Annotated in this window: 18 protein-coding genes; 9 read left to right on the forward strand and 9 right to left on the reverse strand. The window is 66.0% G+C overall.

Features of this window, described 5'->3' with window-relative positions:
* Nucleotides 1–46 precede the first annotated feature (46 nt).
* Together ACQCVD_RS10610 and ACQCVD_RS10615 are read left to right on the forward strand one after the other, a co-directional pair.
* Nucleotides 47–1330 (forward strand): DEAD/DEAH box helicase, encoded by a 1284-nt coding sequence (locus ACQCVD_RS10610; protein ID WP_426823732.1) that lies wholly within the window; start codon nt 47–49, stop codon nt 1328–1330.
* Nucleotides 1327–2526 (forward strand): hypothetical protein, encoded by a 1200-nt coding sequence (locus tag ACQCVD_RS10615; RefSeq protein WP_426823733.1) that lies wholly within the window; start codon nt 1327–1329, stop codon nt 2524–2526. Before ACQCVD_RS10610 ends, ACQCVD_RS10615 begins: the two co-directional genes overlap by 4 nt.
* Here ACQCVD_RS10615 and ACQCVD_RS10620 read toward each other — a convergent pair.
* A complete protein-coding gene (locus ACQCVD_RS10620) occupies nt 2514–2951 on the reverse strand; it encodes a hypothetical protein (RefSeq protein WP_426823734.1) in 438 nt (145 codons plus the stop codon). The two genes, ACQCVD_RS10615 and ACQCVD_RS10620, sit on opposite strands and share 13 nt — an antisense overlap.
* 432 nt (nt 2952–3383) lie before the next feature.
* On the opposite strand from ACQCVD_RS10620, the gene ACQCVD_RS10625 reads away from it, so the two are divergent.
* The gene (locus ACQCVD_RS10625) at nt 3384–3644 is read left to right on the forward strand and encodes a WhiB family transcriptional regulator (RefSeq protein ID WP_426823735.1); all 261 of its coding nucleotides are present in this window, start codon (nt 3384–3386) and stop codon (nt 3642–3644) included.
* Nucleotides 3645–3725: 81 nt separating this feature from the next.
* A complete protein-coding gene (locus tag ACQCVD_RS10630; RefSeq protein WP_426823828.1) occupies nt 3726–3800 on the forward strand; it encodes a 50S ribosomal protein bL37 in 75 nt (24 codons plus the stop codon).
* Nucleotides 3801–3882: 82 nt separating this feature from the next.
* On the opposite strand, the gene rsrA is transcribed toward ACQCVD_RS10630, so the two are convergent.
* Nucleotides 3883–4143 carry a mycothiol system anti-sigma-R factor gene (rsrA, locus tag ACQCVD_RS10635; RefSeq protein WP_426823736.1) on the reverse strand — a complete coding sequence of 87 codons (261 nt, stop codon included), beginning with the start codon at nt 4141–4143 and terminating at the stop codon, nt 3883–3885.
* Nucleotides 4140–4763, reverse strand: a complete 624-nt coding sequence (locus ACQCVD_RS10640) for a sigma-70 family RNA polymerase sigma factor (protein ID WP_426823737.1) — start codon at nt 4761–4763, stop codon at nt 4140–4142. Before ACQCVD_RS10640 ends, rsrA begins: the two co-directional genes overlap by 4 nt.
* A 74-nt stretch (nt 4764–4837) precedes the next feature.
* Here ACQCVD_RS10640 and ybaK point away from each other — a divergent pair, with 74 nt between their 5' ends.
* Nucleotides 4838–5308 (forward strand): Cys-tRNA(Pro) deacylase, encoded by a 471-nt coding sequence (ybaK, locus tag ACQCVD_RS10645; RefSeq protein WP_426823738.1) that lies wholly within the window; start codon nt 4838–4840, stop codon nt 5306–5308.
* Here ybaK and ACQCVD_RS10650 read toward each other — a convergent pair.
* Nucleotides 5274–5951 (reverse strand): SOS response-associated peptidase, encoded by a 678-nt coding sequence (locus ACQCVD_RS10650; protein ID WP_426823739.1) that lies wholly within the window; start codon nt 5949–5951, stop codon nt 5274–5276. The genes ybaK and ACQCVD_RS10650 overlap by 35 nt on opposite strands.
* A gap of 10 nt (nt 5952–5961) precedes the next feature.
* Between ACQCVD_RS10650 and aroA the strand changes: the two genes are divergently transcribed.
* From aroA to ACQCVD_RS10670, 4 genes are read left to right on the forward strand one after another with little or no spacing between them, the layout of a single operon-like run.
* Nucleotides 5962–7269, forward strand: a complete 1308-nt coding sequence (aroA, locus tag ACQCVD_RS10655; protein ID WP_426823740.1) for a 3-phosphoshikimate 1-carboxyvinyltransferase — start codon at nt 5962–5964, stop codon at nt 7267–7269.
* Nucleotides 7262–8245, forward strand: a complete 984-nt coding sequence (rsgA, locus tag ACQCVD_RS10660) for a ribosome small subunit-dependent GTPase A (RefSeq protein ID WP_426823741.1) — start codon at nt 7262–7264, stop codon at nt 8243–8245. The genes aroA and rsgA overlap by 8 nt, the downstream gene beginning before the upstream one ends.
* Nucleotides 8245–9528, forward strand: a complete 1284-nt coding sequence (locus tag ACQCVD_RS10665; RefSeq protein WP_426823742.1) for a chloride channel protein — start codon at nt 8245–8247, stop codon at nt 9526–9528. The genes rsgA and ACQCVD_RS10665 overlap by 1 nt, the downstream gene beginning before the upstream one ends.
* 29 nt (nt 9529–9557) lie before the next feature.
* The gene (locus ACQCVD_RS10670; RefSeq protein WP_426823743.1) at nt 9558–11003 is read left to right on the forward strand and encodes a lipase maturation factor family protein; all 1446 of its coding nucleotides are present in this window, start codon (nt 9558–9560) and stop codon (nt 11001–11003) included.
* Here ACQCVD_RS10670 and ACQCVD_RS10675 read toward each other — a convergent pair.
* The 5 genes from ACQCVD_RS10675 to ACQCVD_RS10695 form a co-directional block, all read right to left on the reverse strand.
* A complete protein-coding gene (locus ACQCVD_RS10675; RefSeq protein WP_426823744.1) occupies nt 11000–12289 on the reverse strand; it encodes a fatty acid desaturase family protein in 1290 nt (429 codons plus the stop codon). The genes ACQCVD_RS10670 and ACQCVD_RS10675 overlap by 4 nt on opposite strands.
* 27 nt (nt 12290–12316) lie before the next feature.
* Entirely contained in the window at nt 12317–13360 is a 1044-nt protein-coding gene (locus ACQCVD_RS10680; protein ID WP_426823745.1) for a ferredoxin reductase, read from the reverse strand.
* 125 nt (nt 13361–13485) lie between these two features.
* Nucleotides 13486–14829, reverse strand: coding sequence for an HNH endonuclease signature motif containing protein (locus ACQCVD_RS10685; protein ID WP_426823746.1), 1344 nt, complete (start codon nt 14827–14829; stop codon nt 13486–13488).
* Nucleotides 14830–15078: 249 nt separating this feature from the next.
* Nucleotides 15079–15585 (reverse strand): DUF6912 family protein, encoded by a 507-nt coding sequence (locus ACQCVD_RS10690; RefSeq protein WP_426823747.1) that lies wholly within the window; start codon nt 15583–15585, stop codon nt 15079–15081.
* A 5-nt stretch (nt 15586–15590) separates the two neighbouring features.
* Nucleotides 15591–16001, reverse strand: coding sequence for an HAD family hydrolase (locus ACQCVD_RS10695; RefSeq protein ID WP_426823748.1), 411 nt, complete (start codon nt 15999–16001; stop codon nt 15591–15593).
* Between the last annotated feature and the right edge of the window lie 20 nt (nt 16002–16021).

Below are 16021 nucleotides of genomic sequence, written 5' to 3' on the forward strand. Positions count from 1 at the left end.
ACGGGGTGTGACCCCATCATAGTAGTGAGCGGTTACTATCGAAGTTGTGTCTGCTCAAAGCTCTGGTCCCACATTCGCTGAGCTGGGTGTCGCGGTGGAGATCACCGAGGCGCTCGCCGCCGCCGGTATCACCCGGACCTTCGCCATCCAGGAGCTCACGCTCCCCATCGCCCTGGACGGTGTGGACCTGATCGGACAGGCCCGCACCGGGATGGGCAAGACCCTGGGCTTCGGGGTGCCGCTGCTGGATCGGGTGTTCGACGCCGCGGACGTCGCCGAACTCGACGGCACCCCCCGCGCGCTGGTGGTCACCCCGACCCGGGAACTGGCGGTCCAGGTCGCCGAGGATCTGGCGGCCGCGGCCAAGCGGCTGCCCGTGCGGATCACCACCATTTACGGCGGCACGCCGTACGAGGATCAGATCAAGGCGCTGGAGTCCGGGACCGACGTGGTCGTCGGCACTCCGGGGCGGCTGATCGACCTGCACAACCGTGGCGTGCTCTCCCTGGACAAGGTGGCCATCCTGGTCCTCGATGAGGCGGACGAGATGCTGGACCTGGGCTTCCTGCCCGATATCGAGAAGCTCATGAAGGCGCTCACCCACCAGCACCAGACGATGTTGTTCTCCGCCACGATGCCCGGGCCGATCCTGACCCTCGCACGCAGCTTCCTGACCCGGCCGGTGCACATCCGGGCGGAGTCGGCCGATTCGGGCGCGACGCACGCCACCACCCGGCAGGTGGTCTTCCAGGCGCACCGCATGGACAAGTCCGCCATCACCGCCCGCATCCTGCAGGCGGCTGGCCGGGGCCGGACCATCATCTTCGCCCGCACCAAGCGCACCGCCGCCGACGTCGCCGATGACCTGGCCGGACGCGGCTTCGCGGTGGGCGCGGTCCACGGCGACATGGGCCAGCCCGCCCGGGAGTGTTCCCTGCAGGCCTTCCGGGAGGGGACGGTGGAGATCCTGGTCGCCACCGACGTCGCCGCCCGCGGCATTGACGTGGATGATGTCACCCACGTGATCAACTACCAGACCCCGGATGACCCGATGACCTACGTCCACCGCATCGGGCGCACGGGACGGGCCGGGCACACCGGCACCGCCGTGACGCTGGTGGGTTATGACGAGCTGCTGAAGTGGCAGGCGATCGACGCCGAGCTCGCCCTCGGGCAACCGGAACCACCACAGTGGTTCTCCACCTCCCCGGAGCTCTACGAGGCGCTCGCCATTCCGGACGGTGCGCAGGAGACCGTGGGCAAGCCCCGCAAGGTAGCCGGTAAGCCCCTGCCTTCCCGGTCCCCCCGGCCGCAGAGGAAACGTCGGTGAGTCGACCGCTGCGACGCACCCGCCGTGATCTGCTCGTCACGGGGGTGCTTGCCGCGCTCGCCGTGGCGGCGGTGACCGGAGTGGCGGTCACGGCCCCGACCAATGGGTCTCAACTACACCCCGCCACCTCCTCTGTGGCGACGGATCCGTTGGCGGCGCCGCCCACCGCGTTGACCGAGGCATTCACCCTGTCCGACGCGGAACTGCCGGGTCAGCACCGGCCACTGACGGTGGCCGGGCTGCTCATCACCACCGACGGCTTCACCGTCAGGGCCCATGATCCGGCCGGGGACGAGGCCTGGCGCTATGAGCGCGATCGGGAGATCTGCGCCGTGGGTACCGCCTGGCACCAGGTGACGATCGCCTACCGTGGCCCCGCGGGCTGCGGGGATGTGGTGGCCATCGACGCCCAGACCGGCCAGTACGATTCCACCCGCAGCGCCATCGCGGGGGAACAGGTGGTGCCGGTCGAATCCAATGACCGCTTCGGGATCCTCAGCCCGGAGCGGGTGGAGCTGTGGCGTTCAGACCTGGTGCGCACGGTCGAGTACGGCGCGGTGGAGGCGAAACAGGAACCGGCCAGCCAACCGAATGAGGACTGCACGCTGACCTCCGCGTTGACCCGCACAGAGTCGTTGGTCACCACCGAAGCCTGCCCGGACGGCACCTGGCTGCGCTTCCAGGCCACCACCCCGGAGGATTCCCGCACCCCGGAGTTGCTCGGCGAGATCGCTGTCGCGGACGAGAGCCGGCTGGTCGCGATCGGGCAGGAGGCCGCTGCGGTCTACTCTCCGGGGCCCGAACCACAGCTGCTGTCCTATGACCCGGACGGCACCCTGCTCGAAAGCCGTGACGTGGCCCCGGCCGCTGAGCCCTCCGGCCTCGACGCCCCGGCCACCGCGGACCTGCCGCACCACATGAGCTGGTTCGACGGGGAACGGCTCTATCTCCTCGGCCCCACCCGACTGCAGGTCAGCCAGGTCTTCGAGGATGCGATCGGCACCGGCGTGGCTGTGGGAGAGTCCTTCCTCTATCCCACCGCGGACGGCATCGCCGTGGCGGATCCGGACACGGGTGAGACGCACACGACCCTCCCCGTGACCCGTGGAACCGGCGCGGTGTCGCTGTCACTGGCGGGAGGGACGATCGTCGAGAAGCGGGGCGCTCAGGTGGTCGGACTGGTTCAGGCGCCGTAGCGGGCGGCCGCCCATTCCGCCGACCGCTGGTTGAATATCATCAGCAGCGCCAGAACCGCGGAGACGATGGTGGCGATAGCAAGCAGCCACGCACCGCCCTGGATCATCATGATGGCGATGGGCAGCAGCAGCATCTGCAGGATCGTCACCGGACCACGGCCCCAACGCCGTCCCGCGAGAATGGAGATCGCACCAGCCAGCACGGTGCCGAAGATCAGGATGAAAAAGACCGCGGTGCCGATGCCCACGAAATTCATGTTCTCCTGGGTGGTGACCACGGACTGATCCTCCACGCCCATGAGGTTACGCACGATCAGCAGAATGGCGTAGCCGATGCCCACTGCCGACTGGATGATCGCGATGATGCTGGCCCAGCGCATGGCGGCGGGCAGAAGCGGACTCTGGGGGATTTGGTTGCTGCTCACAACATCCCATCCTAACCGCTGCGCCAAGTTAACTTCCCTCAGGAAGCAGATTTGACGGCCAACACACTGTCACCCTCATCACATGGCCGGCGTCCCTGCAGGTCAGCAGCATCCAAGTTTGCGATGACCAAGGTGTCAAGGGGAATATTCCGCACCTCAGGAGGATTTAATTCTGTGATAGTAGGCACAATGTGACGTGTACCCCTAGCGAACTTCCTGAATACGTGTCATTATCTTCAGGTAGCAGAAACGACCAGCGCATGACCTGGTCGCGAACTCTGAAACACCAGAGAGTTAACGCCACGTGAACCGAGGTCCGGCCCACCAGGTGCCGCCCAGATCACTGACGTTCATGCACTTTCACCCCACAGCCAACACACGGCTGACTTTGGTGTGTCGACTCACGCTGTAGACGAAGGAGATGTTTTTATCATGGATTGGCGCGACGAAGCTGTTTGCCGTAGCGAAGACCCCGAGCTGTTCTTTCCGGTCGGCAACTCCGGCCCCGCCCTGGCCCAGATCGCCAAGGCCAAGGTCGTCTGCAACCGTTGCCCGGTGACCTCCACCTGCCTGAAGTGGGCCCTCGAATCCGGCCAGGACGCAGGCGTCTGGGGCGGCATGAGCGAGGATGAGCGCCGCGCCCTGAAGCGCCGCAAGAACCGCGGTCGGGGCCGCGCCCGCGTCACCGCCTGACCCCCTCCTGATTTCCCTCCCCGGAATCCCAGGCACTACAGTTGAATCACGTATTTAACTGTCCGCAACCAAGGAGACACCATGAGCAAGCGTGGCCGTAAGCGCAAGGACCGCCGCAAGAAGAAGGCAAACCACGGTGCCCGTCCGAACGCCTAGGTCTTCCTAGGTCAACGGGAGTCCGTACCGAAAGAGCCACCCAGCTGAGCTGGGTGGCTCTTTCGGCGTCTCCGCCGGAAGATCAACCCCGCCGCTCCACACGGATCGACAAGGTGATTTGCTCCCGGAGGGTCGGCGGCGCCTCCTGCTGTGTGCAGCACTTGCGCACCAGGGCGCGGATCTGCTCCTCCGCCAGCAGTCGGCCGTAGCACTCCGGGCAATCAGAGATGTGGGTGCGCAGCTCCGCACATTCGGCGGCGGTCAGCTCGTCGTCGAGTAGCGCGAACAGCGACTGGTACTTTTCACCGCACCCGCAGGTACAGGGTTCGTAGTTGTAGGTCATCGACGGTTCACCTTTTCGGCCTTATCCTTGTCAGAATTTTCCTTGCTGTCAGGGTGGTCCAATCCGATTCCCTGCTCATGTGCTACTTCCTTCAACATGGAACGCAGCTGTTTTCTTCCCCGGTGCAGCCGGGACATCACGGTGCCCAGCGGTGTCCCCATGATCTCGGCGATCTCCTTGTAGGCCAGCCCCTCCACATCGGCGTAGTAGACCACCATGCGGTAGTCCTCGCTGAGCTCGTTCATCGCGTCCGCGATCTTCCGGTTGGGCATCCGTTCCAGGGCCTGCACCTCGGCCGACTGCAGACCGGTCGAGTCGTGGGAGGAGGTGGTGTAGAGCTGCCGGTCCGTCACATCATCGGCGGAGGTCTGCGTGGGCCGCCGCTGCTTCTTCCGGTAGGAGTTGATGTATGTGTTGGTCATGATCCGGTACAGCCAGGCCTTCAGATTGGTCCCGGGTTTGAAGCTGCCGAAGGCCTGATAGGCCTTGACATAGGTTTCCTGTACCAGGTCCTCAGCGTCGGCGGGGTTGCGCGTCATGCGCAACGCACCACCGTAGAGCTGGTCGATCAGCGGCATCGCATCTTCCTCGAAGCGCTTCGTGAGATCATCTTCAGCCATTACGGCTCCAACCCTTTCTTCGGTGCCAGTCTCCTCATTGTAGGAGCACTGTTCGGTGATGGGACAATAGCCGCATGGCGAAGGCACCCACGAAGGCGGTTCAGGCGCTCCTTGACGTGCACGTCCCCCACCGGCTCGAGAAGTTCGATTCCGGCCGGGACCATTTCGGCGCGCACGCCGCCGCCGCGCTCGGGGTGGCCCCGGAGCTGATCCTCAAGACCCTGATCGTGGACACCGGCACCGGCCTGGCCGTCTGCTGCGTGCCGGTGAGCGGCCAGCTGGACCTGAAGGCCGCGGCAAAGGCGCTCGGTGTCCGCAAGGTGACGCTGGCCGATCCCGCTAAGGCGGAGAAGAGCACCGGATACGTCACCGGTGGAATCTCGCCGCTGGGCCAGAAGACGCCGCTGCCCACGCTTCTCGACGCCGCGGTGGAGCAGGTCCCGCTGGTCTATGTCTCCGGTGGGCGCCGCGGCCTGGACATCGAGCTCGCGCCGCAGGACCTGGCACAGGTTACAGCAGCTCGGTTTGTCCCCCTGGGGCGATGAGCCCGGCGTGGTCGTTGCGGACGTTACCCACCTCCCCCGCCACTTCCCGGGTGACAAAACGGTCCCGGAGTTCCGGCGGGGTGGGTTGCAGGAGGGATTCGGTGGTGTCCCCGGCCAGCCAGGGGCCGATCTCGTCGCGGGTGAGGAACCGCGGCATGCGGTCGTGCAGCCAGGCGATCGGTTCGGCGGAGTCGGTGGTGATCATCGCGGTGGAGAGCTGGTCCAGCCCCGTGGACCACAACCCGGCGGCCCACATCAGCTCGGTGTCGTCCCCACCGAGGGAGACGAAGTTCGGTTTCTTCTCGTGCCACTCGTAGTAGCCGTTCATCGGAATCAGACAGCGGCCGTGCCGGTAGGCATCGCGGAAGCTCGGTTTGGTGGCCACCGTCTCCGCGCGGGCATTGAACAGCGGCGGTCCGGAATCATCCTTCTTCCAGTGCGGGAACAGCCCCCAGCGGGCGGGCTCAAGGAGGGCCTCCGCCCCGTCGCTGCGCACCACCGGCACCACCTGGGTGGGTGCCAGGTTATAGCGCGGGCCCGGGGTGCCCTGCGGGGCGTGGACCGGCAGGTCACCGCCGAAGAGTTGCCCGGCGGCGTCGATAAGCGCCTCCGCGGTGGTGAATAGGACGAATCGACCGCACATGCCATCTAGTATGGCATGTGTGAATAACCCTGTGTCATCCTCCGCTCCTGCCTGGGCCGCACCGCGGGCCCGGGGTCCGATCAACTGGCGTCAGTCCGTGCCCGGTTCGAAGTCCATCACGAACCGGGCCTTCATCCTCGCCGCGATCGCCGATTATCCCTCCAGTGTCCATGGCGCGCTGCGCAGCCGGGACACCGATCTGATGGCCGATGCGCTGCGTTCGCTCGGTGTGACCATCACGGAGGTCGAGGACGGCCATCTGCGCATCGAACCCCGCCCCTTCCACGGCGGTCCGATCGACTGCGGTCTCGCCGGCACCATCATGCGGTTCGTCCCGCCGATCGCCACCCTGGCGCGCGGCACCGTCCTCTTCGACGGTGACCCGCAGGCCCGGCAGCGCCCGATGTCGACGATTCTCGACGCGCTGCGCACCCTCGGCGCCTCCATCGAGGGCGACCGGCTGCCCTTCACCGTCTACGGCCAGGGTGCCCCGGAGGGCGGAACCGTCGAGATCGACGCCTCCGGCTCCTCCCAGTTCGTCTCCGGTCTGCTGCTGGCCGGAGTCCGCTTCCGGCGGGGGCTGACGGTCCGGCACACCGGAGCGACCCTGCCCAGCCTGCCCCACATCGAGATGACCGTCGCGATGCTGCGTCAGGCGGGTGTCAAGGTCGATGCCGAGCAGAACGAGTGGCGGGTCTACCCCGGCGCGGTCCACGGCCGCCGCTGGACCATCGAACCCGACCTGTCGAACGCCACGCCCTTCCTGGCCGCCGCAGCGGTCACCGGCGGATGCGTGCGCATCCCGGACTGGCCGGTGAACACCACGCAGCCCGGTGACGTCATCCGGACCATCCTGGAGCAGATGGGGTGCTCGGTGGAGCTGGTCAGCACCGGTGCCGGCTATGACCTGGAGGTCACCGGTCCGGCCGCTCCGCTGCGCGGGATTCAGTTGGACATGTCCGACATCGGCGAGCTGACGCCGACGGTCGCGGCCCTGGCCGCCCTGGCCGGGTCCGACTCCTGGTTGACCGGCATCGCCCACCTGCGCGGCCACGAGACCGACCGGCTCAAGGCCCTGACCACGGAAATCAACCGGCTGGGCGGCGACTGCGAGGAGCTGCCTGACGGCCTGCACATCAAGCCGGCGACGCTGCACGGCGGACTGTGGCACTCCTACGCCGACCACCGCATGGCCACCGCCGGAGCCATCCTCGGCCTGGTGGTGGACGACGTTCAGGTGGAGGACATCCAGACCACCGCCAAGACCCTGCCCGGGTTCGAGGACATGTGGGAGGCGATGGTTTCCGACAATGGCTAGATCCTGGGATGAATCCGACATCCGAGTCCGCCCCGGCAAGGGCAGCCGCCCCCGCACCAAGGACCGCCCCGCGCACAACGACGCCGAGTTCGGCATGGTCGTGACCAAGGATCGCGGCCGCTGGGGAGTGGTGCTCGACGGCCGCGAGGACCCGGTGGTCACGATGCGCGCCCGCGAGCTCGGCCGCACCGCCATCGAGGTCGGTGACCGGGTGGGCGTCGTGGGCGACACCTCCGGGAGACCGGGCACGCTGGCACGCATCGTGAAGCTGGCGGATCGCACCTCCGTTCTCCGGCGCACCGCCGATGACACGGACCCCTATGAACGGATCGTGGTCGCCAACGCGGAGCAGCTGCTGATCGTCTCGGCCGTGGCCGATCCCCCGCCACGCTCCGGTTTCGTGGAGCGCTCGCTGATCGCCGCCTTCGTGGGGAACCTGCGCCCGGTGATCATCCTGACCAAGTCGGATCTGGCTGACCCGGCCGAGTTCGCCGCCGAGTTCGCCGACCTGGACGTGCCTGTGCTGGTCTGCGGTATCGACGACCCTGTCGGGCCGGTCCGCGACCTGGTCAGCGGTCACGTCTCCGCCTTGATCGGACACTCCGGAGTGGGTAAGTCCACGCTGGTCAACCGCCTGGTGCCCGAAGCTAACCGGGAGACGGGTGAGGTGTCCGGCGTAGGCAAGGGCCGACACACCTCCACGCAGTCGGTGGCCCTGCGGGTGCCGGACGGTTGGATCATCGACACCCCCGGTATCCGTTCCTTCGGGCTGGCCCACGTGGACGCCGACGCCGTGGTCGGCGTATTCGACGACCTGGCCCGGGCCGCCGAGGACTGCCCACGGGGTTGTACGCACCTGGGCCCGCCCGCTGACCCCGAGTGCGCCCTGGATGAACTGACCGGAGCCAGCGCCCGGCGGGCGGCCGCGGTGCGCAAGCTCCTAGTGGCATTGCGCCGCAACGAGGACTGGGAGTAATGCCGGAGAGGGTCAGCAAGGTCCCCCTGAACCGCCTGGCCGTGGTCGCCGCTCTCATCGGCGTGCTGACCGGACTCTTCGTCGCCGCCCTGAACTGGGCGGTGATCTGGGTGGAACGGCTGATCTACGGCGTGGACCACCTCGACAACATCGATCCCACCGCCCATGTCAGCCCGGTCCGGCTGGCGGTGACCCTGCTGGTGCTGGGATTGGTCACCTCCTGGGCGTGGTACCTGGTGCATCGCCTGGAACGCCGGGAGGTGTCCGTGGTCGGTGCCATGCGCGGTGAGAAGATGCCGATCGCGGGGACCGTCGCTTCATCCTTTCTACAGGTGACGACGGTCGCGGCTGGGGCGCCGGTGGGCCAGGAGAACGCCCCGCGCCTGGCCGGTAGCCTGGTGGCCGAACGCTTCAGTCGTTGGCTGGACCTGGACCGGGAGGCCAAGCAGGTACTGGTCGCCGCGGCGGCGGGCGGCGCCCTGGGGGCGAGTTTCCATCTTCCGCTGGCTGGCACGTTGTTCGCCCTGGAGATCCTGCTGGCGAAGATGTCGCCCCGCAACGTGGTGATCACGATGGTGACCACCGTGGCGGCGGTGGCCACCACCGGACTGTTCGTCGAGGTGCCCGCGGTCTTCGCCACGGTGCCGTTGACGGAGGGCCCCCTGATGTTGCTGGCTGCGGTACTGGTCGGCATCGTCGCGGGACTGGCCGGGCACTGGTTCAGCCAGTTGGCCAACCGGGCCGCCCGCTCTTCCCCGAGCGGACGTACGCTGCTCTGGCAGATGCCCCTGGGTTTCGGGGTGATCGCCCTGATCGCCTACCTGGTGCCGGGGGCGGTGGCCAATGCCCGCTGGGCCTCTGACACGCTGCTGGATGAGGGCATGGCGTTGCCGGCGCTGCTGCTGATCGGACTGCTGCGCCTTCTGGTCTTCCTCATCGCGTTCCGCGTGGGCACCGTCGGTGGCACGCTGATCCCGGCCTTCGCTCTCGGGGCGATGGTGGGCGGCGTCGTCGGGCACCTCCTGGAACCGGTACTCGGGGTGCCCGTGGCCGCCTGCGCCCTGCTCGGGGCGGCCGCCTTCCTGTCCACCACGATGGCCGCTCCCCTCTTCGGGCTCATCGCCGCGGTGGAGTTCACCGACATGGAGCCCCAGGGCTATCTGCCGGCCTTCCTCGCGGTGGCCTCCGCGGTGCTCACGGTCCGGGTGTGGGCCGTGCTCAGCGACCGCGAACAACGCACCTTCCCCGTCACCTACGCCAGCTGGACCGGAGAACTGCGCTAGAGTGTCCTGCTGCGAGTAACCTGAGACACATGGACGGTTTCGCAGCGGTCGATTTCGGCTTCGCCCGCGAGGTGCTCCAGCGCGGCATCGCGGTGCTCTATCTCGTGGCATTCGCCTCCACCCTGAATCAGTTCCGCCCCCTCCTCGGTGAGCGCGGTCTCCTGCCCGCGCCCCGGCTGCTGGCGGGAGCTCGGCGGCTCCGGCCGACGCTGTTCCGCCGGGTTGCGTACACCGACGGCCGGCTCGCGGCGTTGTGCTGGGCCGGCATCACCGTATCGGCGCTGCTCGCCGTGGGGGTGCCACAGCTCGGACCGCCGTGGCTACCGATGCTGTGCTTCCTCGCACTGTGGTTCGGCTACATGTCGATCACCAGTCTCGGACGGGTGTTCTACGGCTTCGGCTGGGAGATGCTGCTGCTCGAGCTCGGTTTTCTCGCGGCGTTTCTCGGATCCGGCTCACAACCCCCGCCCACCGTGGTGATCGTGCTGTTCTGGTGGCTGCTGTTCCGCCTCGAATTCGGCGCCGGCATGATCAAACTGCGGGGTGGACACGAGTGGCGCGACCTCACTGCCCTCATGTATCACCACGAGACTCAGCCGATGCCCGGTCCGTTCAGCCGGCAGGCACATCTCCTGCCCCGCTGGTTCCACAAGGGGGAGGTACTGGGCAACCACTTCGCGCAGCTCGTGGTGCCCTGGTTCCTCTTCGTACCGATCCTGGGGCTCTGGGTGCCCGGTCCGGTTCCGGGGCTCATCGGCACCGTCGCCGCAGCGGTCGTGATCGTGACACAACTCTGGCTCGTGGTGACCGGAAACTTCGCCTGGCTGAACTGGGCAACCATCGTGCTCGCCTTCTCCGCCGTCTCGGTGACCGGGAGCGGCGTCCCGGCAGCAGACGGAATGCCGGTCTACTGGATCCTCATCACCAGCGCCGTGGCACTGGTCTACGTGTGGCTCAGCTGGCCAGCGCTGCACAACCTGTTCTTCGCCAAGCAGCAGGTGATGAACGGGGCATTCAACCGGTTCCAGCTCGCGAACGCCTACGGCGCGTTCGGCAGCGTCACCAAGGAGCGCATCGAATACGTCATCGAGGGCACGCTCGACGAGGATCCGGGGACGGCTGACTGGCACGAGTACGGCTTCAAGGGAAAACCCGGCGACGTGCACCGCATCCCCCGGCAGTTCGCGCCCTACCACCTGCGGCTCGACTGGTGCCTGTGGTTCCTGCCGCTCGGCGGCCCGATCGAAGGCTGGTTCACGGTGTTCCTGGCCCGACTGCTCAGCGCGGATGAGCCGCTATTACGCCTGCTGCGGCGTGACCCGTTCGCGGGACAGCGGCCGAACTGGGTCCGGGTGGTGTCCTACCGGTACCGCTTCGCCACCCGTGAACAGCACCGGGCCGACGGCGCGGTCTGGGTCCGCGACCGGCGCCATGTTCTCATCAGACCATTGAGCCGCCGGGACTTCGCTGACTAGGCCAGCGTGCGCTGCGGGGTGCGGCCGGAGAAGTGTTGCACGGCCTGGAGCACGGTGGGGCGCAGCTTCTTCAGCAGCTTCAGACCGGTGCGCAGACCAGCACGGTTTCCGGCGTCATCCTTGCCCACATGCAGCTGGTTCTCCACCTCGGGGTACTTGGTGAATGCGGCGTTGGAGCGCACTTCCGGCGCATTGTCCCGGTCAGCGGCCAGGTACTTGTTGGGCAGGGTCAACTTCAGCAGGGTCTTCTGGACCTTGAGCAGCTGTGCCGGGAAGGAGTCCGTGTTATAGGGCAGGTCGTACTCCTTGCAGAGCGCCTCGACCTTCGTCCCGATCTCGGAGAGCCGGTTCGACGGCATGTCCGGGAAGATGTGGTGCTCAACCTGGTTGTTCAGGTTTCCGGAGAGGATGGTCAGGATCTTGCCGCCACGGAAGTTCGCCGACCCCAGCATCTGCCGCAGGTACCACTCGTCGTGGGTCTCGTTCTTGTACTGCTCCTTGGTGAAGGTCTCCGCCTCATCCGGGAAGTGACCGCAGAAGATCACGGCGTAGGCCCACACCGAGCGGATCACGTTGGCGGTCGCGTTGGCGGTCAACGTGTGCCGGAAGTTCTTTCCCGACAGCGCCGGGAAGAGCACGTAGTCACGCAACCCCTGAGTGCCCGCCTTGCGCACGGTCTCCCAGAACTTCGGGGAGATGTCCTTCCAGGTGGCACGCCCAGCGGCGAGCTTGCCCAGCTCGACGTCGTAGAAGCCCACGGCCCACTCGAACAGGGACGCCAGGGTGACGTTGACGATCGGCTGGAAGGCGTGCATCGTCTTCCACTTACGGTCGCGGGTCACGCGCAGGATGCCGTATCCCACGTCATCATCCATGCCCAGAATATTGGTGTACTTGTGGTGGGTGAAGTTGTGGGTGTGCATCCACTGGGAACTCGGGCACACGTTGTCCCACTCCCAGGTCGTGGAGTGTATTTCGGGGTCGTTCATCCAGTCCCACTGGCCGTGCATGACGTTGTGGCCGATCTCGAGGTTCTCGAGGATCTTGGACAGGCTCAGCAGTGCCACCCCGGCGAACCAGAACGGTTTCTTGTGGGACATCAGCAGGGACGCCCGGCCCGCGGCCTCCATATAACGCTGGGTGCGGATCAGTCCCTTGATGTAACGGACGTCCTTCTCCCCCAGATCGGCCTCGTACTCCGCCTTGATGGCGTCGAGTCGGGCGCCGATCTCACGGATGTCCTCGTCACTGAGGTGGCTGTATGCCTGAATATTGTCGATCGCCATCGCTGGCCTCCTTTAACTACAGGTGTATTAGATATCGATGACCACGTCGCCGGCGGCGACGCAGACGCAGGTGCGGATCCGTGATCCCGGTTCCCGGGTTTCTCCGCTGCGCAGATCGTGGACATGGCCGTCGCTGAGCTGGCGCACGCAGGTCTGGCAGATGCCCATCCGGCAACCGAAAGGCATCTGGACGCCGATGGATTCACCGGCCTCCAGGATCGTGGTGGCGCCGTCCGCCTCCACCTCGCCGCGGGTGCCGAAGGTGATCTTGCCGCCCTTGGCCGCCGAGGCACGGTCCAGCGTGAACCGCTCCGTGCGGATCTCCATGCCGTTGGCCTGCGCCCATTCCTCAAGCTCGTCGAGCATGAGGGCCGGACCACAGGCGTAGACCACCCGCTCCGCGAAATCCGGGACCAGCTCCTCGATCTCCCTGGGGCCGACGCGTCCGGACTCCGAGGTGTAATTGACCATGGCACCGAAACTGTCCAGCACGTCACCGAAGACCAGATCGTCCCGCTTGCGGACCGAGTGGAGGACTTTGACGTCGCTCTCCAGGTTCCGGTCCTGCATCGTGCGCAGCATGCTGACCACCGGGGTGATGCCGGAGCCCGCGGTGACAAACAGCAGCTTCTCGGGAATCGGGTTGGTCAGGTGGAAGTCACCGGCGGGGGCGGCCAGCCGCACGTTGATTCCCGCTTTCGCGCTGCCGAGCAGGTGGTTGGACAACTTACCGCGTTCCACAGCCCGGATCGAGATGGCGAACAACCCATCTTCGGTGTCCGGGGTGTTGGTCAGCGAATAGCTGCGCCAGGTGTACCGGCCGTCCACCCGCAGACCAATGCCGATGTACTGGCCGGCCCGGAACTCCACCGGCACTCCCCAGCCGGGTCGGATCACCAGGTGGATGACGTCATCGGGGTAGCGTTCAACCGACTCGATCTTGCCGCGCAGTTCCCGGGTCGACCACAGCGGGTTGATCAACTGGGTGTAATCATCGGGCAGCAACGGCGTGGTGAAGCGACGGAGCACGTCACGTGCCCGCCCCAACCCATCCCGGGTAGTTTGCGCCATTCTCGACCGCTTTCTCTGAGACAAACTAGCTTACGTTGGCGTAGCCTACGGCAACGTAGGTTAGTTGTCCATTTCAGTTTTCACCCTTCTCCCACGAATTTCCACTGACCTGCGACAAGCTCTTTTCAGAAGGGTGGTGGGTCATCCTCCCACCGCTTTTCACCGGGTTCGGCGCGGTCGTTTTCTCCATCCCCTCTATCGGTTCCGCCCCGGGCCGTGTTGCAGGGACCTTCCCCGGTACGACGCTGGAGCTGCTCACCTGCCCGGTCCCGGGCGGCGTCCTCCCGGACCTTCTGACGCTTGGCCTCCGCCCGCGCCCGCTTGCGGCGCTGCCCCCGCCGTTTCCCGACCTTCTGCACCCACCGGGCGCCGGCCGGGGAGATCGGCCCCTCCGGAACCGTGGAGACGACGGTGCCGTCGAGGAAGATGAACGTCGCCTCTGCGGTCTCGGGATCCAGCTCGTAGGTGAATCTGCCATCGGTCTTCATGTTGTGGTGGTGCTGGCAGAGCATCATGCAGTTGGTGGCGGACGTCGCACCACCCTTGTCATATTCCAGGCAGTGCTCCACCTGACAGCGGGTGGCAGGCACCTTGCATCCTGGAAACCGGCACACTCCATCACGGCCCACCAGGTAGGCACGCAGCCCCGGGGAGGCCTGATAGGACTTCGACTCCGCCTTGCGGTACTTGCTCAGATCGCGCACATGGGTGACCTGCTCCCGAATACACTCCGCCACCCGAGAATCCACCCACCCGACGCCTTCCACCCACATCGGGGAACCGGGAATGTCCGCCGCCTGATAGACATTGAGGACGATCTTCACCTCGGCCCTGCCCCGCAGCAGGTCCAACAGGGCATCGGCACGGTTCACCCCCTTCTCCTCTGCCCGCCTACGGATCAGCTGTTCAACCTCCTGGATGATCTCCGCAGAATAGCGGGCGTTGATTTCGCCCGAACCATCTTCATGGATGCGGGTGTTGGCCTCCGGATTATCCCGGCTTGATTTCTGCTGGGTGGCGATCTCCTCGTCCAGTTCATCCAGGATGGCCTTGATCTTGGCACCGATGGCATGGGCGGTGGGCAGCTCCTGATGTCGGCGGGACGGAGTCAGATACTCCGCCAGCAGCTCGTCAATCTCCGGGAACAGCTCCTCATCGGCCTTCAGCAGGGCCTGGTTGATCATCCGCAGCCGGTAGATGTCCAGATGGTGCAGCTGGAGCTGCACCGCCCGCAAACGGGGCAGGTGCCGCAGGTTCGCCACCGCATCCAGGGTGGACTCCGCCCAGTATTCTGTGCAGCCGACATCCGCGGCGATCCGGGCCAGGGAGAGATCGGCGTCATCATCGTCATCGAGTTGGATTCCATCCCAGAACTCGAAGGTCAGCCGATTGATCCGGTTGCCGTGGACGGCCGTATCCCGACCGGGGTCATTCACCGTGTAGAACGGCCCCTGCTCCGCTTCCATCATCACACCCCCTCGCTCATGCGTTCGATAATGACACTAGGACACGCCCCGGACATGCCCCCGGAGCCAGCACCCCACGAGCCACACCAGCACCACGATTCTCCCCCGGAGTCGGGTGCCCGATCAGCGTAGAAGTTCCCGGCGCTCCGCACCAAGAACATTGCCCTGATCAGCAGGAACAATAAAAAAACCGCTTCTCCCAACTAATCGGGAGAGGCGGCCCATCGTGCGGGGACGAAAAGCGCCGAAGACCTAGAGCAACTCCACCAGGAACGGCAGCTCTGTCGGGTCGTACCAGGCCATCAGATTATCCAGGGCATCGCCCACGGTCAGCTCGGCGTCCGGGTCCCCCAGGTCGGACTCGTCAACCACTGCGGTGGCGGCCTTCGTGGCCTCCTCAGATTCTTCGAGGTCCACGTGCAGGGCGGCGATATCGCTGAGCTGGATCTGCGCCGGGCTGAGCTTGACCACTGACTCGCCGTTTTCCGGCTGCAGCTCCACCTGTTCCGCCGGCAGGTCAGCCGTCACCACCACGCGGCGGTGCGGAAACTTTTCCTCGTCGCCGATGGCCAGCAGCCGCAGGGAGGCCTCTGCGGCATCCTGGAACGCCGCGTGCTCGATCTCCTCCTCGTCACCGGCGGTGTAGAACTCCACCAGCGCGGGGGTCATTGCGAACCCCCATCCGGAGCGGGCGGTCAACACCGAGTTCTCGTTGAGTTCCGTGAGCATTCCGAAAGTCGCTGGGACATAAACGCGCATACGGGTCAGAATTCTCCCTCGATGTCGAACAGGTTCTGGATCTCCACGATGGCCCGGTCAAACTGCTGGTAGTACACGCCCACCAGCCCGTTCTCCACTGCGGCCCGGACATTGAGGATGCTGTCATCGATGAGCACGCAGTCATTCATCGGCAGTTCCAGCGAGTCAGCGGCGATGCGGAAGGCCTCCGTAGTCGGCTTCTCCACCCCGATCTCCCCGGACAGCAGGACCGCGTCCACGACGCCCCGGAACTCCCACTCCCGGATCGGCTCCGCCGTCGGGCCGCCCTCATCATTGGACAGGATGGCGGTGCCCACCCCGTTCTTGCGGGCGGCGGCGAAAAGGTTACGCCAGCGCCGCTGGTCCTCCTCGGTACCGTCCAGCACCCCGAAATAGTCGACGATCAGTCCACGCACTTTAACTCCTTCTTGCGCCG

It is taken from the genome of Corynebacterium halotolerans, assembly GCF_050107895.1.
Classification (GTDB): Bacteria; Actinomycetota; Actinomycetes; order Mycobacteriales; family Mycobacteriaceae; genus Corynebacterium; species Corynebacterium halotolerans_B.